The sequence below is a fragment of the Flavobacteriaceae bacterium genome, from assembly GCA_014075215.1.
In the GTDB taxonomy this organism is placed as follows: domain Bacteria; phylum Bacteroidota; class Bacteroidia; order Flavobacteriales; family Flavobacteriaceae; genus Polaribacter.
In genome coordinates, this window is the sequence record CP046177.1 from 2,807,638 (window position 1) to 2,825,915 (window position 18,278).

The 18,278-nt window shown below is 33.4% G+C and carries 22 protein-coding genes; all 22 read right to left on the reverse strand.

Translation table 11 applies throughout. The annotated features are described in order from the left end of the window. Nucleotides 1-53: 53 nt before the first annotated feature. A complete protein-coding gene (locus tag GKR88_13830) occupies nt 54-542 on the reverse strand; it encodes a hypothetical protein (GenBank protein QMU65265.1) in 489 nt (162 codons plus the stop codon). Next, a complete protein-coding gene (locus GKR88_13835) occupies nt 532-888 on the reverse strand; it encodes a hypothetical protein (GenBank protein ID QMU65266.1) in 357 nt (118 codons plus the stop codon). The genes GKR88_13830 and GKR88_13835 overlap by 11 nt, the downstream gene beginning before the upstream one ends. 292 nt (nt 889-1,180) lie before the next feature. Beyond that, nucleotides 1,181-1,510 carry a hypothetical protein gene (locus GKR88_13840; protein ID QMU65267.1) on the reverse strand — a complete coding sequence of 110 codons (330 nt, stop codon included), beginning with the start codon at nt 1,508-1,510 and terminating at the stop codon, nt 1,181-1,183. A gap of 56 nt (nt 1,511-1,566) precedes the next feature. Beyond that, nucleotides 1,567-2,238 carry a tyrosine-type recombinase/integrase gene (locus GKR88_13845; GenBank protein QMU65268.1) on the reverse strand — a complete coding sequence of 224 codons (672 nt, stop codon included), beginning with the start codon at nt 2,236-2,238 and terminating at the stop codon, nt 1,567-1,569. A gap of 12 nt (nt 2,239-2,250) precedes the next feature. Beyond that, on the reverse strand, nt 2,251-2,460 hold the full coding sequence (locus tag GKR88_13850) for a hypothetical protein (GenBank protein QMU65269.1): 210 nt from the start codon (nt 2,458-2,460) through the stop codon (nt 2,251-2,253). A gap of 390 nt (nt 2,461-2,850) precedes the next feature. Continuing rightward, nucleotides 2,851-3,783, reverse strand: coding sequence for a tyrosine-type recombinase/integrase (locus tag GKR88_13855; GenBank protein QMU65270.1), 933 nt, complete (start codon nt 3,781-3,783; stop codon nt 2,851-2,853). Between the two features lie 56 nt (nt 3,784-3,839). Further along, on the reverse strand, nt 3,840-6,047 hold the full coding sequence (locus GKR88_13860) for a hypothetical protein (protein ID QMU65271.1): 2,208 nt from the start codon (nt 6,045-6,047) through the stop codon (nt 3,840-3,842). A gap of 73 nt (nt 6,048-6,120) precedes the next feature. After that, nucleotides 6,121-6,528 (reverse strand): hypothetical protein, encoded by a 408-nt coding sequence (locus GKR88_13865; protein QMU65272.1) that lies wholly within the window; start codon nt 6,526-6,528, stop codon nt 6,121-6,123. Between the two features lie 261 nt (nt 6,529-6,789). Next, the gene (locus tag GKR88_13870; protein QMU65273.1) at nt 6,790-7,743 is read right to left on the reverse strand and encodes a DDE transposase; all 954 of its coding nucleotides are present in this window, start codon (nt 7,741-7,743) and stop codon (nt 6,790-6,792) included. Nucleotides 7,744-7,765: 22 nt separating this feature from the next. Then, nucleotides 7,766-8,116, reverse strand: a complete 351-nt coding sequence (locus tag GKR88_13875; GenBank protein ID QMU65274.1) for a transposase — start codon at nt 8,114-8,116, stop codon at nt 7,766-7,768. A gap of 19 nt (nt 8,117-8,135) precedes the next feature. Next, a complete protein-coding gene (locus tag GKR88_13880) occupies nt 8,136-8,423 on the reverse strand; it encodes a peptidoglycan DD-metalloendopeptidase family protein (GenBank protein ID QMU65275.1) in 288 nt (95 codons plus the stop codon). Then, a complete protein-coding gene (locus GKR88_13885; protein ID QMU65276.1) occupies nt 8,408-8,716 on the reverse strand; it encodes a hypothetical protein in 309 nt (102 codons plus the stop codon). The genes GKR88_13880 and GKR88_13885 overlap by 16 nt, the downstream gene beginning before the upstream one ends. A 70-nt stretch (nt 8,717-8,786) precedes the next feature. Then, complete coding sequence (locus tag GKR88_13890) at nt 8,787-9,179, reverse strand: hypothetical protein (protein QMU65277.1); 393 nt, start codon at nt 9,177-9,179, stop codon at nt 8,787-8,789. Nucleotides 9,180-9,185: 6 nt separating this feature from the next. Continuing rightward, nucleotides 9,186-9,539 carry a hypothetical protein gene (locus GKR88_13895; GenBank protein ID QMU65278.1) on the reverse strand — a complete coding sequence of 118 codons (354 nt, stop codon included), beginning with the start codon at nt 9,537-9,539 and terminating at the stop codon, nt 9,186-9,188. Nucleotides 9,540-9,554: 15 nt separating this feature from the next. Next, nucleotides 9,555-10,082, reverse strand: a complete 528-nt coding sequence (locus tag GKR88_13900; GenBank protein ID QMU65279.1) for a hypothetical protein — start codon at nt 10,080-10,082, stop codon at nt 9,555-9,557. Next, nucleotides 10,073-11,611 (reverse strand): peptidoglycan DD-metalloendopeptidase family protein, encoded by a 1,539-nt coding sequence (locus tag GKR88_13905; protein ID QMU65280.1) that lies wholly within the window; start codon nt 11,609-11,611, stop codon nt 10,073-10,075. Before GKR88_13905 ends, GKR88_13900 begins: the two co-directional genes overlap by 10 nt. 513 nt (nt 11,612-12,124) lie before the next feature. After that, nucleotides 12,125-13,291: an acyl-CoA dehydrogenase gene (locus GKR88_13910; protein ID QMU65281.1), complete on the reverse strand. Its 1,167-nt coding sequence runs from the start codon at nt 13,289-13,291 to the stop codon at nt 12,125-12,127. Nucleotides 13,292-13,310: 19 nt separating this feature from the next. Continuing rightward, nucleotides 13,311-14,210: a hypothetical protein gene (locus GKR88_13915; GenBank protein QMU65282.1), complete on the reverse strand. Its 900-nt coding sequence runs from the start codon at nt 14,208-14,210 to the stop codon at nt 13,311-13,313. Nucleotides 14,211-14,242: 32 nt separating this feature from the next. Next, the gene (locus GKR88_13920) at nt 14,243-15,856 is read right to left on the reverse strand and encodes an amino acid carrier protein (protein QMU65283.1); all 1,614 of its coding nucleotides are present in this window, start codon (nt 15,854-15,856) and stop codon (nt 14,243-14,245) included. A gap of 89 nt (nt 15,857-15,945) precedes the next feature. Further along, entirely contained in the window at nt 15,946-16,845 is a 900-nt protein-coding gene (locus GKR88_13925; GenBank protein QMU65284.1) for a sugar nucleotide-binding protein, read from the reverse strand. Continuing rightward, nucleotides 16,845-17,843 (reverse strand): potassium channel protein, encoded by a 999-nt coding sequence (locus GKR88_13930; GenBank protein QMU65285.1) that lies wholly within the window; start codon nt 17,841-17,843, stop codon nt 16,845-16,847. Before GKR88_13930 ends, GKR88_13925 begins: the two co-directional genes overlap by 1 nt. Then, nucleotides 17,843-18,070 carry a PspC domain-containing protein gene (locus GKR88_13935; protein QMU65286.1) on the reverse strand — a complete coding sequence of 76 codons (228 nt, stop codon included), beginning with the start codon at nt 18,068-18,070 and terminating at the stop codon, nt 17,843-17,845. The genes GKR88_13930 and GKR88_13935 overlap by 1 nt, the downstream gene beginning before the upstream one ends. Nucleotides 18,071-18,278: the final 208 nt, after the last annotated feature.

Genomic DNA, 18,278 nt, shown 5'->3' on the forward strand with positions numbered 1-18,278 from the left:
ATATAAATGTAATCTTTTTGATTAAATAAAACCTCAGATTTTCACATCTCCTATTACTCCAAATACTGATGCGTAAGCATTAATGCAAAGGCATCAAATACTCCCATTTGATAATGTTCCGCTGAAGAATTTTTTCTCAGGTCAGGCATGCGAGCTTGTAACTCTGGATACCACGAAGAAATTGTTTTAGAAATTTCATATTTAGAATTCCCTCCAAATTGTTTAAAAACAGTTTTAATATCTTCTCTTGAATAAGTGTGTATGGGTAAATCTAATTTTTCAGCTTCCTTTTTAAAAGCATCAATAACTTTTACGATACGTTTGCTAATACGATTATCTGCACCTGTATAATCCCTAAGAATGATTAACTGTGGCCTGTAGAGTTTTACAAAATGAAGAAGACGTTTTACATATCTATCTTTTGTTAAGGGTCTAATTTTTGCCACTCCATAATTGATGATTTCTTTTGGTGATTCGCTAATCAAATATCCCATTCCAAAAGCATTGGGGTACAGCGTTATGGTAATTGGATTAGTTGACATACTCCTTATCAAGAATTACAAGTCGGTCAATGATGGTGTCAATTTGTGTAATACGTTTTTTGATATGGGGTTTTTGTACCTCAGGAATTAACTCATCCTTTAGTGCCAAACTATTTCGTAAACAGCTTTTAATAGTTTCTGGATATTGATATTTGAAAAGTTTTTCAATGGGTATTTTTAAAATGAGGTGATAGGAAAGTATGACGAGAATATTAGGTTCTAACTTTCCATGTTCTATTTTTGATAGGTTTCCAGTATCAATGCCGATAAGGGTTGCCATGTCTTGCAGTGCAACGCCTGTGAGTTCACGATAGCTTTTAAGTAAGTGTATTGTATTGTTTATCATATTAAATTAAGGTGCGTGATTATTTTAAAGAACACCTGAGAACAATGATAAACGAACTGATTACAACACGATAGATTTGCCTTTTTGTAAATATTACAAAAAAAATCCGCTCTCTCTTTATTTTTAGTGGAAAGGCTGTGTACAAGTGGTATTTATGGGATATTGCTCTTTGGAAATTGTATTTTTTGAAATCCTTGTGAATTTACTTCACGGTACTTATTTGTATGTTTAATTATTGTAGTGTGAAGTTTCTTCACTGGTGTACTGCTGTTAAGTTCACTGGTCTTTAATTTCAAGGTACAAGAGAAATATAATTTTGATGCACGTTGACGCTCTGTTTTATTAAGCATAAGTCTTCCCTTTTTGTTTTAACTTCTATTAATCGCTTATATATTAATTTGGAAATGGCGGTCGAAACAGCTCTGTTTGAGAGTCCTGTTTTTCTCACGAAAAACTGTTGCGATATCCAATCCCAATGTTTATATGTTCCTGTTCGTTTGTCCTTCCATCCGTAGGTTTGACGTATGACCACTAGGAGTACTTTTAACTCAGCATAGCCTAAATTTTTAAGATAAGTATCAAATAGATTGTTTGGGACGTTTGTGTGGTAGATATAGCTCATTACTACAGTATATCTTCTGTCTTTGTTGAGCTATAGATATGCTTATTTGTAATTTTTCATTCTAAATTTAGAGGATGTTTAACTACTTGTGAACGCAAGTGTTCCGCTGTTGCAGAAAGATAGATAGTTGTCGTTTTAATATCGCTATGTCCCATCATTTTTGATAAGCTAAAAATATCACATCCACCCTCAAGCATAAGGGTTGCGAATGTATGACGTAGGGTATGAATAGTAAAATAAATTCCTGATGCTTGACGTAATTGATTAACAAGAAGTTTTAATCCATTTTCTGAATATCCTTTATTTCGATTTGATGAGGTGAAAAATTCTGAACAAGTCTTGCGTTGCTTTTTACGTTCTAAGAGGTATCTTTTTAAAGATTGAGCCAAAGTGTAACTCATAGGCACAATACGGTCTTTATTCCCCTTTCCTTGCCTTACAAAGACCGTTAAATTCTCTAAGTCAACATCAGTTAGCTTTAAATTTAATAATTCACTCTTTCGAAGCCCTGTTAATAAAAACATTGAAAATATAGCGTGATTTCTATATTTCAAAAATTGATGTGTGTATGGATAATTATAAGCCACTTCTAATAACAATAATGCCTCCTTCCTCTTAATTGCTTTCGGTAATGACTTCTCTAGTTTTGGGACTTCAATAGTTTCAGCAAAATTAGTTTCTAAATACCCCTTTTTAATGCACCAACGAAAAAAGACAATAAGCGTCATATAATAAGTTCTTTATGTTGCGGTTTTCCATTGTCTTTTTACTCTTCCGTGTAAAAAGAAGTTTTGAGTTATCTGCTCACTCACTTCTTCTATATCTTGAATATTCATAACCTTATAAAATGTTTTAATTTTCTCACGATAACGTTTTACCGTCATTGGAGAAACACCCCTTATATAACTTGAATAATGACAAAAATCCTCTAGTAATAATTCAATATTCATACTTGTTTCTAAGTAGATATATTACTATTTCTAAAGGATTCTTGAACCACCTAAGTTGGGCAGGTGGTTGCAAACGACTATTTTTTAAGCCCTCAATCTTCCTAAAACGGGAAAATATAAGGGCGATTTGTGGACCTGACAGGACTCGAACCTGCCACCTCGTCAGTGCAAGATTTGGAATACCGACCTAACCCCTCTAAAACGTTATTTTATAAGGGTTTTAGAGGGTTTGTTGTAGTATTTACAAGGTGCTTTTCTGCACCACCTATCTGCATAAATTTTATCCAAGAAATAGTAATACATCTACTATATGTTTACTTTTTTATTGGAATAAAAAAGTGCTAATTTATAAATGTATCGACTGTATGATTATACCATCATTTGATAGTTTTAAAAAGTCATATTTTGAATAAATACCCTTGAATTTTCAGCTTTGATAGAACGAAGATATTGTTCTGTCATTCTTGTTGTTGAGTGCCCCATTACATTCATTATGCTTACAATATCAGCATTTTGTTTTGCTAATTTACAAGCAAAAGTGTGCCTAAATCGATGTAAATGGAATCGAACACTTGAGAGTTCCGCATATTTTTTAACCCAAGATTTTAAACCGTGAACAGTATATGGAGTGTCAAATTGAGAAGAAACGATTAACATTTCACATTGTGTTTTTCTTTTTTCTCGTTCTTTTAGATATAGTTTTAATTGAGTTAATAAAGAAAAGTGAATAGGTATATATCTACTTTTTTTTGATTTTGATGTTTTTCCATTGATGAACAAAGTATTTGTTTGAAAATCAATATCACTAATGCGAAGCCCTAAAAGTTCTCCTCTTCGGATTCCAGTATATATAAGTAAACTAATGATAACTAAATCACGAGCGTATAAAAAATCATCTCTTCTTGAATATAGTGTTATTGATGCAATTATTTTAGAAACTTCATCATCTGTTAAAGCTCTTTCATCTTCATATTTTGGAATTGGAGGTTTTGTCATTTTTGAGCTTAATTTTCCTTCAATGTGATTATAATACTCAAGCCAACGAATGAATGCGACAATTTTATTATAATATGTTCGGATAGTTGAGGGTCTTATACCTCTGTTATCTATCTCAATGGGAATATATTCTGATTCATCTTTTTTAAGATATTTAATTAAAATAGCAGATATAACTATAATAATTCCAAGTAAGTAGTTTTTAAAAACTATAGATCCTACAAGAATACAACCCGTAATAAAAGCTAACCCAATTTGTAATTGAATATTATTTGTTTCATTTTCATATCGCAATGCTGTCCATGAAATTTTAGTTTTTTCTTTCATAAAAACATCATACCATTATTCAAGTTTTTAAAAACAAAAACCACTCCAAGTGATTTTTATTTCCCATCATTTTCATCATCAAGAACTAGATCACCCTCCTTAATAGCTTTCTTCAATACATCTTCAATTTTTCCTCCTTTTGCCTTTTGCCCTTTTAGAATTTTGTCAGTCACATCAGCAGTACTTGCTTTTGCAGCCGAAGTAGCCCTAGATTCATTTGCAGCTGCTTCACCAGCTGATTTTTGCTCTGCTCGTTTTTGATTAGCAGCAGCTTGTTTGTTATTGTAATCTGTAGAAATATTTTGAATATAGGTATCAGCAGATTGTTTGCTATTTTGAGAAACAGTGATTTTTGCTTCAATTTCTTTTATTTGTTTATCTTTTTCATCATGCTTTGAATTATCAGAATTAAACCCAGAACTTCTATCTCCTAAGTCCTTTCGTTCTTTTTGAAGCCCTTTGAGTGTTTTATTAAGATCTCCAAGTGTCTTGTTTTCATTATCACTTTGTGATTTTGCTTCTTTATAACCTCCGTTTTTTCCATCATTATCTATAAATCCATCTTTTTTCTCATTACGTTTTTTACGTGCTAATTCAGCATCAAATCGCTTTTGATAAAGTTCAGACTCATGTTTTGCCTCTGCTTTTCTTTGAGCAGCTTTTGCAGCATCATTTGCATCTTTTAACTCCTTATTTTCTTTATCAGAAGTTAACTTATCGTATTCACTACCAAAAGCTGTTTTAAGTCCACTTTTCTTTTTTGCATGGTCAATATGTCCTAATGCTGAACGTCCTGTAACCTTTCCAATCATATTTGTCGCTTTTTTACCAACTACTGTTTTGAAACCTGGCAATTTTGTAATATCTGCTTTTAAAGACATCGCCCGCTTTCCAAAAGAGCTTAACGATTTTGCAGCTCCTTTTTTACCAGCCATTGACGCAACACCACCTGCTGCACGTGCACCCATTCCAACGGCAGCAGCCCCTCCTGTTGCTGCAACAGCACCAACAGCGACCACAGCACCAACAGAGCCCATTACAGCCTTACTCAACATACCACCTAATTCTCCAGCCATATCTTTTGCTATTTTTTTAGAAAAATATAACAAGCCTCCAATCATAAAGAACAACATAAATACACTCATAATACCTCCGAAAAAGCTTTGATTACCTGAATTTAAACTCCCTAATATTGCTTTGTTGTTTATAAATGTAACAACGATATACATAAAGAATAAAAATATCGGAGCCATAAATGCTAGAGAAAACATCTGTTTAAACCAATTGCCTAACCCTATGTATTTATTATTCTCTAACCCAGGTATCAAAATACTAACAAAGGCGACAGGACCTAAAATTGCATACATTATTAATGCTAATGTTCTTCCTACAAAGAGAAACATAATAGACCCAAACAGATATATCAATAATATATTCATCAATCCAGACATAGTAACTATTATGAATGCTTGCCCAAAACTAAACGTTCCATTTTGATTGTTGTTAGGAGTAGAATTAATGATTTTTTGCGGATTAATATTTCCTGCAATTGCTAAAGAAACAGAACGTGTATCAGCGCCTACTCCTTCTAAAAACTGTTTTGTTATGTCAACCACATCAGAGCCTGATTCACTAATAGTAGTTCCCTCAACTTCAACTCCATCTTGAATTTGACTATTATAATCTTGAGCTTGTGAAGCATCAATTTTATTATAAAAAACATGAGCAAGAATATTAGAACTGTCAATAATAGCATATGATACAAAGAGGCTGAAATTTACGACTAATGCAACTAGAATTACCTTGACCAATTTATTTCGTGCTTTGGAAATATTTACTCCCAATACCATTTGAAATGCTTGGACAAGAAGAGCAAAGATAAACGCAATATTGGTGAAATCCCGTAATATTTCCCAACCAGCCTCAATCATACCAGTTCGATAAAATTGACTATCTATTGAAAAGAACAAAAAGGCGTCAAACATCAGTCCAACCAATACGACTAATATTTGGGTGGTATAAAACCAAATCAACTCAAAATATGTCAAAACAAAGTTTCCAATTCCACAAGCTGCAGTATCAATAAAATTAAACCACCCATCTTCACAAGGAACGCTTAGGGCATGTGCTGAGTTTTCAACTATTGAAATTGTAGGTAGTTCAGCATTCGTATTTGTAGTTGTATTAAATTGAAGACTCAAAGGGCTGAGAAAAACAATTAGAAGTAATAGTGAAGTAATAAATTTCTTTCCTATAATAAACATGAACATATTATAGAATAAAACAAAAAAAAGAGCACCTGTTTAAAGTGCTCTCGGTATTTTATTTCAATATCAATTATTTTTGATAAATAGCAAATTCTTTATCACTACTTTTTATTAATGCTGTTGTGCCTTTTGAAATTATTAATGTGCCAGCTTTAGATTTACGACCAACCCCCATTTTTCCAGAAAATGAAAAATAAGCTTTAATTGTACCTCTACGATCGCTTATTAATATAATCTCTAATGAACGTGGAACTGCTAAACCATTGTCTAAAAAATATTTTTGCTTAATTTCTTTTAAAAACTCAGCTTTCAATTTCTGTATTTCTGGTGAAACATTATCGTCTTTTGAAGATATTTTTTCAATTGCTGCAATGTCATTAATAGTTTTACTATTATCAACCATTGCAATGTCTTGTGCATTTACATTCATTCCGAAAGTAAACACAATTACTGCAAATAAATAAATTATTTTTTTCATTTTAAATTGTATTTGTGTTCCTTTTCAGGAACGATTGTGTGGCATCATTGCCATGTTTTTTATCATTATCGCCCATTTTTTAAGACCTGTAAAGTCAGTTCACGTTAACTTATCCACACTTTTTAACTTATATAGACCAATTAAAAACGCTTTACAGAACAAATATAATCTATTTTTTACAAACAGAACTTATATGTTCTGAATATTTTTCTCATAATCTAATAGATTGAGCGTTAATGGATCAAGACTAATTGTTGTGTTTTAGGCAAAAATTTGTGTTAATCTGAACAGGAAGAATTCTACATTTTTAACACCTCTAAACTGCGCTCTAAAGGCTTTAATCTTAGCATTAAAAGATTCAGCAGAAGCATTTGTACTCCGATTGATAAAATAATTGAGTATTGACCGATAATTTATAGAAATTGTATTTGCTATTGTATTAAAAGCTTTAAAACCAGATTTTTCTACATCATTATACCAATGTGCTAGTTTTGTATATGCAATTTGTATTGATTTAGCTGTATTGAATATATTTCTAAGGCTCTGATTTAAGTTAAAAGCCTTTTGAATATCAGGATATTTTTCAAAAAGTATTTTGCTTCTTAGATATTGATTTTGTGTCCATTTTTCAGGAGATTTATAGAGTAAATATCTACTTCTAGCTAAGAGTTGTTTTCTAGTGTCCCCATTGTCAAATATCTCAGGTTGATACTCTTTACCTTTTGTTTTTGCTAACTTGATTAGGTCATTTTCTAGGTCTATTGCATTCCATCGATGTTTTATTCTAATATCTTGTAGCGCTTCTAGAGCTAGTTTTTGCACATGGAATCTATCAGTTACTTGTATGGCCTTAGGGAAACATGTTTTGGCTATATTTTTCATAGAGTTCGCCATATCTAGTGTAATTTCTTTGACTTTGTTTCTTTTTTTAGAGGATATTTTAAGTAACTGTTCTATAATGGGTTCTATCTTAGTGCCTGCAAAAACCCCTACAATAGCTCCTTTTTTACCTTTGGCTTTTTTATTGGTAATAATGGTGTAGAGTTCTCCTTTAGACAATGCTGTTTCATCAATAGATAAATAAGCACCTATATTTTCAGGAAAAACATGCCACTCTTTAGCATGTTTTTTTTGTTTCCATTGTTTAAACTCACTTAAATAATCACGATATTGACGTCCAAGTTTTTTACCATCAACTCCGTAAAATCTACCTATAGTTCTACAATCACTGGTTTCTCTATCTACTAATTTCTTTTAAAAAAGCAGCGAACTGCTCTGTCATTCGAGTCCCCTGTGCTACTAAATTCCAATCTCTTTGTACAATTTGTTTGGTCTTCCTATCTAACCATCTACGACGTTTAATGTGAAGATATACTGTGTTGCCTCGTAATGGAAAGTCTTGAATGGTAAGCTCTTTATGAAATCCGTGAGCTATCAAGATACGTTCTGATTCTTCTTTGGGAACTATGTTACGTTCTTCAAAATACAAATGCATCACTTCATTTTCAACACTATGTTTTGACAAATCAAAATGTTCAACTAACAACTCTGGTAAAATTAATTTTAGTAAATCTATATAAGTATCCAACCTCCTTTTTTTACAAAGATCACAATACTATTTTAAATTCACACACAACTTTTGAGATTGATCCGGAATCTCCCTGATATCCAATAATATCTCCTGCATTAATTGTACCCGATACTCTGTTATTTTCCTGTAAGTGAAAATAAACCATTCTAACTGTTTGTCCATTCACATTTGATACTATTGCTACATAATGACCCGCACCACTTATTTCTCCATCTTTATATTGCGTGTATTTTGTTGCAGTTCCCCCATAAATGGCAAAAATAGGAGCACCGTAAGGGTTTTTTATATCTACACCATTATGCATTTTCTTCCTCTTATCTCTTTGCAGATATATTTTAAATTTTTTCTTGCGCAAGTATCATGTAGCCCTCCCTCAATACCGGAATTGGTCTGCGGTGCAATTTCAGGATTAGGAACCGGATATCCTTCACAAGGTTTATCTACACATACCCCCTGATAGTTTTCTATCTTGCCTTCCGGACATACACAATTTCCTCCGGCACCCTCTACTTTATTGGTATGTGGCGGACATACACAAACACCGTCTATCATCATCTTTCCGCTTCCCTCAGGACATCTTGGGGTCTGCGAACTCAACAGGAGCCGTAAGTGTTGGTTATGACCTCCATTACCAAAGTTTATAAAATCTATAATAGCGGCATTGTGTTTATTGCTTAGTATAAATAAATAATTTACCAATTCTCATCTCTCTCATAGATAAAGTCCTATTATTATCTGCATTAGCTCCATAAACTTCATAACATGCTTGATCTAAATACTCTTGATGAATTGTTTTTAAAAACCAGGCTTTTTCATCTGATTCCGAACCACACTGATGCGAAAAAGAATAAGTGTAAGTACCGGTTAGTTCATTGTCATAATAAGTTTTATATGTTCCGTCAGAATTAAAAACTAATTTTACATTTGGATCATCTTCTGCAAGCCAGGTTCCAATGATTGCTGTTTGTATATCAGGTTGCGGAGCTTGTGCTTTACAACTTATTGGTGTTAAAGCCATTATCATAAATATTGTTAAATACAAAAATTTTATTTTTTTCATTTTATTTTAATTTATACAAGTTATTGAATCTTTTGCTTTGTTAAAAATTTCTTTTCTATAGGGTAAACCATTCTCACCTCTGTTCACTCTATATGTGATTTTTTTCACAGTGGTTAATGAATCTATTCCGGGACTGATCCTATCCATTACTTCAGTTTTATAAAACCACAAGGCACTCATAACGGCTATAGTATCATTGCTGGTAATTAAACTCGGATTAGCAACAAAATCTTTATCAGGGTCATATTTGTTATTATACCAGGTTTTAAAAGCCGTATAATTATTTTTTCCGGTTAATTGAAAAATACCACGGCCTATGAATTTATAACCGTCTCCACTGGTTTTCTCTCCATTACCCATAGCTTTCTAGATTTGTTATAAAGTAAAAAAACTTATTTCAATAATTTTATCTGTAGTTTCATCAATTTTAAAATATAGGGAAGTACTTCTAGTATCTTGATCTGTAAAAACATAACTTTTAGAGTTTGTGTTAAAGGGTAAACTGCCAAATTTACTTCTGTCATCACCTAATCTTAATTCAATTCCTTTTACTTTTACTATAATCGATGAATCATAAATATTAATGAAAGTTGGAAAATAATTAGTTCCCTCGTCACTATCAAAATTAATATCAAAATCATCATTCCAAAATTGCTTTGAAATTAAAATATCATTTTTGAATTCATATGATAAATCATTTCCAAACAATGCTTTCATCTGAGTGAAATCTGCGTTCGTGTCATAAATTTCTTGAAAAGTAACTTCGTTAATTTTAATTCCATAATATTCTGACTGCGTTAACTCATTCATTTGTGCTCTGCAAGAATAAGCACTGAGTAATAAGATTGTTACAAGTAAATATGTTTTTTTCATAATTTCTAAAATTTTTAAATTTATTGACATGGGTTTGTTATTTGTCCTGTTACAGGGTCTATAGCCGTTGTTAGATAATCCAAAGGATTTGCCTTTGCACTATTTACCCTAGCTTTGATATGAACATGAGATTCTGTATGATTTTGGTGTATAGCTCTTCCTAAATTTCCGGATATTCCTTGATAGCCAATAATATCTCCTGCACTGACAGGCCCTGACTTTCGATTGTTTTGTTGTAGGTGAAAATAAACCAACCTGACGGTTTGACCGTTAACAGTTGAGGTTATTGATACATGATAACCTGCTCCATCAACATTTCCTTTACTATTATACTGAGTTGCTAATGTAGCAGTTCCGTCATACATAGCAAAAACAGGAGCTCCATATGGGTTTTTTATATCTACACCGTCATGAGCTTTTCTACTAGGATTTCCTGAGCAATTTGATCCCGAACGAGTACAGGTATTATGTAGCCCTCCCTCAATACCGGAATTGGTCTGCGGTGCAATTTCAGGATTAGGAACCGGGTCCCCTTCACAAGGTATATCCACACATACTCCCTGATAGGTTTCTATCTTGCCTTCCGGGCATACACAATTTCCGTCCGCATCTTCTACTTTGTTGGTGTCGGGAGGACATACGCATACTTCATTTATCATCACCTTTCCACTTCCCTCAGGACATCTGGGGTCTGCCAACTCAACAGGAGCCGTAAGCGTTGTATCTCCATCACCACCGGAGCTTCCTCCTCCGCTACCGCCTCCAATAAGCTGATCTCCTCCGGAGCCATCATCTCCTCCCAACGGGCCTCCCACAGGACTGTCCGGAACACCGTAGTTCTCACAATGTGAAAAATCTATATATAACAGCGGACTACCGCTACAATAGGTAAACCCATCGTTTTGCAAAACCGGCCAGTGTCCGTCCGCATTGCCTCCCAAATTACACCGGTCATATACCAAAATACCGTCACAAGGACCGCTACCCGTACCACCACCGTCATTCGGAAAAACCCAATCAAAAGCATCTCTGGAAGACAGGTTGAGGCCTTCCAGGCTTAGGTATTCTTCGGAAATCACATACGAAGTGGCTTTTTCATACAATGTTTCGGAATCGGTAAGGTCAGTGAACTCATAGGAAACCAAAAAATAGGTAAACACACCATTGTGTTTTTTTACCAAAAAGTTTTCAAAATCAGAAGTTTCCAAAACAGGGCTTTCTGTCTGAAATGTCCAGGTAATGACATCGTCTATGACAATTCTGTTAATCTCATCGGTAAAAATGGTGAGGCCTGCTGCAACCTCAGTAGCACTTCTGCTGTAGATGCTTTGTAGCGAGTGCTTAGAAAATCGTCTTTCAATCAGAGGTAAAGAGGGTTTTATTTCCTTGTCTGCAAGTAGTTCCCGGTAAGTTATTTTCGTTAAGGAATACTTGAGCTTGTTAGAGGTAACGGTGTTTTGAGGATTCATAAAGTCTTCTCGGATACAGTTCCATAAGAACAAAGATAGACTAAAGACGAAGACCCCGATTTTGATACATGAAGTTTTTTTCATTTTCATGATTTAAAATTGTTTAAATTAGTTAATACGCACCGGTTTTGCTGTGTTTCATATAAACCACAACTACCGGATATTTTTTTACAGACATTTCTTAGTATGCCTCTGTTTCATACCGGAACAATAAATATTTATGTACTGCCCGGTTTATGCCTTTTTGTTTTATTCAAAAAAAGGCGGTGTTAAAAATCGTACAACAAAACAAGACGTCTGAAAAGGTATGGGGGTTATTAAAATTTAACTGCTTTCAATTTTTTTAAGCCATAGCCCTTTTATTTCGTTTATCAAGTCAAACCTATAAAAATAATTCTTAATATCCAAATATATGAGGATATTTTTTTTCAAAGTCGGAAAATTATAAGATCATTTAGTTAAATTTCAATCATTTTTTAGAAAACTGAAAAAGTTAAGATGAGTTCTTTATGCTTGTTGATATTCAATGAATTTAAAAATTCAAAGATTTAAAAAATATTCCAATGATTCTGTTTAGGTATCTAAACAAATATCTAAAAAAACCTAAGTAACAGGTATATATTCCTTCTTATCAATAATTATTTTTGCGATAATTTCTTTTAAAATTTCAGAGGTACCACCTCCAATCGGGCCTAGCCTGCTGTCTCTGAGAAGTCGTGCCAGGGGGTATTCTTCCATATATCCATATCCTCCTAACATCTGTAATGCATCATAAATCACCTGATCTGCTACTTTAGTAGAAATCAATTTAGACATGCTTGCTTCTTTAACCACATACGCTCCTTCGCCTAATTTTTTAGCTACGGAATAGTTAAATTCCCTACACATCGCTACCTCACTCGCCATTTCGGCAATCTTATGCCGTAAGGCCTGAAATGTGTCAATGCTTTTTCCAAATGCCTGCCGTTCAGACATATATTCTAATGTATAATCGATTGCATATGCTGCTCTGGCATGTGCGTTGATTCCCATTAATAATCTTTCCAAAGCAAAATGTTGCATAATATAAGAAAAGCCTTTCCCCTCTTCGCCCAGTAAATTTTCAGCAGGAATTTTAACATTGTCAAACGAAATTTCACCTGTGTCCGAAGCTCTCCAACCCAACTTATCCAATTTAGTTGCAGAAATTCCCGGAGTATCTCTATCTATCACAAAGATACTCATACCGTTGTATTTTTCTTTCGGGTTTGTTCTTGCGGCAACAATTAAATAATCCGAATATACTCCGTTTGTTATAAATGTTTTTGATCCGTTTAAGATATATGTTTCTCCTTTCTTTATGGCTGTTGATCTCATTCCTGCCACGTCGGATCCTCCGGAAGGTTCCGTAATGCATAAACAGCCCACCTTGCTTCCTTCAATACTTGGAGTTAGGTATTTCTTTTTAATGGTATCGTTTCCTTCTTTGTTTAAATGTGTCATAGCCAAATAAACATGCGCCCAGATAGCTGCAGCAAATCCTCCCGAATTTATTTTCTGTAGCTCCTCTAAAAAAATAACCATATAGAAAATATCCAAATCTAATCCTCCGTATGCTTCGGGGTAGCTCAAACCAAAATATCCCATTTCTCCAAACTTAGCCCAGATAAATCTTTCTATGGTTCCTGTTTTTTCCCATTTCTCTATATGTGGTACTACTTCCTTTTGTAAAAAATCACGAAAACTCTTTCTAAACGCTTCATGTTCTTCTGTAAAATATACACCCTCCATTTATGAATTTAACATTTGTTTATTGTGCTAGCAAATATAAAACTATTCTATGGTATTTTTCTACAGGAAGCCCTTCTATATTTTTCAATTCCTCAATATCTTGAAGTTCTGCAACTTCATCTCTAAATTCGAATATTTTTTTACATAAGTCATAATTGATATAAGGAATAGAAAGTACTTCTTTAAAAGTAGCGGTATTGACATTTATTTTACGAATTACAGGTTTTTCATTTATGTTAAAAACCGTGAGTATTTGTTTAGCGAGCTTTTTATCTAATCCCCACACTTCAAATAACTGATCTTCATATGTAAAACCTTGTAGTTTATTTCTATACTTGATTATTCTCTCTGATAATTTTTCTCCAATCCCTTTAATAGTTTGAAAATCCAATGCTATGGCTTTATTAATATCCGTAGTAGTTATTTTGTATTTTTCTTTGTAATGGGCAACTTCTGTTTTACCGGTAACTTGTTTCTTTCTCTCATGGTGCAGTTTCTGATTCCTTTTCATTACCCATTCCGGGAATTTAAAATACGGTGCTATTTTTTTTAATAGAGAATCCGATATTTTAGTAATTTGTTGAAACTCTCTTGCTGAGTTAATGAATTTACCTGATTGTCTATAAGCTAATAATTTGTCAATTTCAGAAACGGTCATACCCAATTGATAGCCTTTATAATCATTTATATAGTTGGGATTAAAAGGGTATATTTTGGGGGTTGAGGTTTTAGTATTCAATGCTTTTAGGCTATCAAATTGTTTTTCAAAAAATGCCAAATCATCTGATGTATGGCTTGTTTCTTTAGAAAAATCAACAGTAATGTATACAACCTGAAAGATAACAATAAGCAAGAACAAATAAAAAATCCCATTTCGTTGACGCTTATTGTATCGGAAACGGGATTTTTTTCTTTTCATTTTCTCTTAGCAATTATTAAATATAGTATAAATCATTTCCCTTTAATAGCTGATAAATAGTTGACCAGCTCTTTTTTAACTTTTGGAAATAAGAAAAATAACCCAATCATATTCGGGAATACCAGTGCTAATATCATTGCATCCGAAAACTTAATTACTGCATCTAAAGTTGCTGCCGCACCAATAATGACAAACAATAAGAACAATAACTTATAAACCAAATCGGCTTTTCTTCCCTTGCCAAATAAAAATTTCCATGATTGCAATCCGTAATAAGACCAGGAAACCATCGTACTAAAAGCAAATAATACAATGGCAATGGTCAATACATATGAAAATCCGGGGATAACCGAATCGAATGCCCTGGAAGTTAAATCGACTCCTCCTAAGCTTTCTCCGGTTCCATTTAAGATCACATTGCTCCCTTGTACCGAACCATAGTCAAAAACGCTTTGTAAGTTTGTTCCGTCTATATTAAAAAAGATGATAACCAGAGCTGTCATTGTACAGATAACTACCGTATCAATAAAAGGCTCCAATAATGCTACAACTCCTTCTGAGGCAGGGTATTTGGTTTTCACTGCAGAATGAGCAATTGCTGCAGATCCTGCGCCCGCTTCATTAGAAAACGCAGCTCTTTGAAAACCCACTATTAAAACCCCTATGAAACCACCAAGTCCTGCCATCGGAGTAAACGCTCCTTTAAAAATTAAACCAAAGGCATCGTCTATATAGCTAAAATTAGCAAATATTATGATTACTGCAGCCAGTACATATATTCCTGCCATAAAAGGAACTATTTTTTCAGTGATACTGGCAATTCTTTTAATTCCTCCAATGATAACTATTGCAACTATAGCAGCTAAAATAAATCCAATAATAAACCCGGAAGCACTTCCTTGAATACCTAATAGTGAGGACAACTGGACAGCCGCCTGGTTGGATTGGAATGCATTACCCCCTCCAAATGAAGCTCCAATGCAAAGGATTGCAAATAAAATTGCCAATACTCTACCTATTCCTGCAAAACCTCTTTCTTTTAATCCTTTTGAAAGATAGTACATAGGGCCACCGTATACCGTTCCGTCAGGGCCAACATCTCTATATTTTACTCCTAATGTACATTCCACAAATTTTGTGGCCATTCCTATCAATCCGCAAACAATCATCCAAAAAGTAGCTCCGGGACCTCCTAAAGCAATGGCAACTGCAACCCCTGCAATATTGCCTAGTCCGACTGTACCGGATACGGCAGTTGCTAACGCTTGAAAATGAGAAACTTCGCCATCTTTACTTTCATCTTTAATGGTTCCTTTAATATCTCCGTCAATAGCCAATTCGGGATTACCGGAAGAATGATGATCCAACTCGTCATACTTTCCTCTAACAACATTAATTGCTAATCCAAATCTGACAACACTGGGGAATTTAAAATATATGGTAAAAAAAGTAGCTCCCGTAACCAATAAGATGACAACAATCGGCACCTGAATACCGGCAATTGAAACAGGGTATAATACAAAATTTTCCCAACCGGAAGCTATAGGCATAAACCAGTCATTTATTTTTTCATCTATTCCTTTATCTTTTGCGAATGTCAACATTGGCACTACTAACAGTAACAATGTAAGAAGTTTTTTCTTCATAAGAAATGGTTGTTTTTTTAATTAGTGATTTGCAATATCTTAAAAAAAATGCATTTTAAATAACTTTTTGAATATTAAAATCCATTTATTTAGAATAATCGCTCTTTAAATCGCTGTAAATCTTCTTTAAAACTCTTAGGATAAAACTCCAATTCAGTAGTTGTTTTGGTTAGATTAAAACCTGTTTTAAATGGCCTTTGCGCTGTTTGATTTAAAGTAGCCGTAGAAATGGGCTTAATTAGTTTGCTATCTAGGCCAAAAGCAGCTGCAATTTCCAATGCTATTTCGTATATGCTTACTAGTGTGTTACTGGAAATATTAAAAATTCCTTCGGCTTTTTTATCCATAGAAATTTTGCATGCAAGTGCCAAATCTTCAACATAAGTCGGCATTCTGTATTGATCTTTTACAATGGTAATTTCTTTATTATTTTCCAACATTTCTTTTATCCATAGTACAATATTATTTCTGGTTATATTTTTTACAAAGCCATATACTAAAATAGTTCTCAAAATGGTGAAGTTCGCCCGCGAGTTCTCTAAAATTTTTTCGGATTTTAATTTGGAATGCCCGTAATGACTTAATGGATTTGGAGTGTCTGTTTCTTTGTAATAACCACTTTTCCCATCAAAAATAAAATCCGTAGAAATATGTATGAGATGTGCGTTCACTATTTCCGATATACCTGCCAAATTTGAAACTACATTTATATTTAATACATCGCAAGCATCTTTATTTATTTCGCAAGCATCTACATTTGTCATAGCTGCCGTATGAATAATAACATCAGGGGCTATTTTGTAGAGTACCTTTTCTAATTTTTTAGTATTGGTTATATCAATAGGGTAATAGTGAAAATCATCTCTTTCCGCTCTGTTTTTTCCTCTGGATAAACCATATATGTCATATTGATTTTTCTCTTTCATCAATAGTTCTATGAGTGTTTGACCCAAAAGCCCGTTAGAACCGGTAATAACCACTTTTTTCATTAGAAGAATTCTTTCAGTTTATAAATCTGTTCCGGCTTCCCCAATACTATTAAGCTTGACCCTTCAACTAATACTGTGGATTCTTCGGGGTTAATTACGTATTCTTTTTGAGGTGTTTTATACCCGATTACAGTACACCCGGTTTTATTTTTCATATCCAGGTCTACAATCGTTTTACGGATGTACTTATGAGGCAAGTCATCAATCGAAATCTCTTTTAAATGGGTTGTTGTTTCTCCTGCAATAGTCAGCCTGTCTACAAAATCAATCACATCCGGGGTTACTACCAGTGAAGCCATATGATCTCCTCCAAGCTTATCAGGCATGATGACATTTTCAGCTCCGGCTATTTTTAATTTATTATAAGAACTTTCATCTGAAGCCCTGCTAATAATTGTACATTTTTTGTTGAGTTGACTTGCACTTAACACCACAAAGAGATTATCGGCATCGGAGGGTAAGGTAGTAATCAGGTTTTTTGCATTTTTAATTCCTGCTCTGACTAATACACTGTCAATAGTAGCATCTCCTTTAATAATGAAAATATCTTTGTCTTCATTGGCATCTGCAATACTTTCATTCTTCTCAATAATTACAAACTGTTCGTTATAATTTTTCAATTTTAACGCTGCTTGCTTTCCATTTCTGCCTAAACCACAAATTATGGTGTGATTTTGCAACTGTTCAATTTTCTTTTGCACTTTTTTCAATTTAAGTCGTTTAAACAATTCTCCACTCACAATATATTCCGTAAATGCAGAAACTATATATCCAAAAATAAAAATACTTGTAGATATTAAAAAAATTGTAAATATTTTATCTCCTTCTCTCAGTGGCCGTATTTCTGAAAATCCAACTGTAGAAATAGTAATTACAGTCATATACAAAGCATCTACAAAAGAATAATCAGACAGGAATACATATCCAAAAATTCCTATTCCTACTAATACCAGTAATAAGAAAATTGCTTTTTGTAATTTGGATTTAAATAGATTCATTATAAATCAAAAACCGAATTCCTTTTAGTGTATATCAAATCTTTTAGTTTTAACAAAAATGCTAAGACCAGGTAAAAACTAAAAGATAAACCAACAGTTATAAAGGAAATATAGATAAAAAACAATCGAACATTTACAGTCCTCACTCCTAACCTGTCTGCTAATCTGGAAGAAACGTGAAAACCATTTCTTTCAAAAAAATAACGTACGGAATGTATGAATTTCATATTAGATATTTACAGCTTGCAAGTTACTATTTTATAATGAGGTTATCCATCATTCTTAGTGAAACCTAAAATTGAAGAGATATTAAAAATTTTAAAGATTCAAAGATTTAAAAATGTACTAACGGTTCCATATTACATCCCTTTTACCTTTCTCAAAAAATAAAGTAGAAAAGTCAGAAAGTTGAAAAGTGCAAAAGTCTATATTGCA

Coding starts and splice junctions, on each gene's coding strand:
- GKR88_13860 (QMU65271.1), bottom strand. CDS start 6,047: ATGTTTATTATAGGAAAGAAATTTATTACTTCACTATTACTTCTAATT.
- GKR88_13900 (QMU65279.1), bottom strand. CDS start 10,082: ATGTCAATAAATTTAAAAATTTTAGAAATTATGAAAAAAACATATTTA.
- GKR88_13855 (QMU65270.1), bottom strand. CDS start 3,783: ATGAAAGAAAAAACTAAAATTTCATGGACAGCATTGCGATATGAAAAT.
- GKR88_13925 (QMU65284.1), bottom strand. CDS start 16,845: ATGAAAAAAGTGGTTATTACCGGTTCTAACGGGCTTTTGGGTCAAACA.
- GKR88_13930 (QMU65285.1), bottom strand. CDS start 17,843: ATGAATCTATTTAAATCCAAATTACAAAAAGCAATTTTCTTATTACTG.
- GKR88_13835 (QMU65266.1), bottom strand. CDS start 888: ATGATAAACAATACAATACACTTACTTAAAAGCTATCGTGAACTCACA.
- GKR88_13845 (QMU65268.1), bottom strand. CDS start 2,238: ATGACGCTTATTGTCTTTTTTCGTTGGTGCATTAAAAAGGGGTATTTA.
- GKR88_13905 (QMU65280.1), bottom strand. CDS start 11,611: ATGAAAATGAAAAAAACTTCATGTATCAAAATCGGGGTCTTCGTCTTT.
- GKR88_13915 (QMU65282.1), bottom strand. CDS start 14,210: ATGAAAAGAAAAAAATCCCGTTTCCGATACAATAAGCGTCAACGAAAT.
- GKR88_13890 (QMU65277.1), bottom strand. CDS start 9,179: ATGAAAAAAATAAAATTTTTGTATTTAACAATATTTATGATAATGGCT.
- GKR88_13910 (QMU65281.1), bottom strand. CDS start 13,291: ATGGAGGGTGTATATTTTACAGAAGAACATGAAGCGTTTAGAAAGAGT.
- GKR88_13865 (QMU65272.1), bottom strand. CDS start 6,528: ATGAAAAAAATAATTTATTTATTTGCAGTAATTGTGTTTACTTTCGGA.
- GKR88_13840 (QMU65267.1), bottom strand. CDS start 1,510: ATGAGCTATATCTACCACACAAACGTCCCAAACAATCTATTTGATACT.
- GKR88_13880 (QMU65275.1), bottom strand. CDS start 8,423: ATGCATAATGGTGTAGATATAAAAAACCCTTACGGTGCTCCTATTTTT.
- GKR88_13830 (QMU65265.1), bottom strand. CDS start 542: ATGTCAACTAATCCAATTACCATAACGCTGTACCCCAATGCTTTTGGA.
- GKR88_13895 (QMU65278.1), bottom strand. CDS start 9,539: ATGGGTAATGGAGAGAAAACCAGTGGAGACGGTTATAAATTCATAGGC.
- GKR88_13920 (QMU65283.1), bottom strand. CDS start 15,856: ATGAAGAAAAAACTTCTTACATTGTTACTGTTAGTAGTGCCAATGTTG.
- GKR88_13850 (QMU65269.1), bottom strand. CDS start 2,460: ATGAATATTGAATTATTACTAGAGGATTTTTGTCATTATTCAAGTTAT.
- GKR88_13935 (QMU65286.1), bottom strand. CDS start 18,070: ATGAAATTCATACATTCCGTACGTTATTTTTTTGAAAGAAATGGTTTT.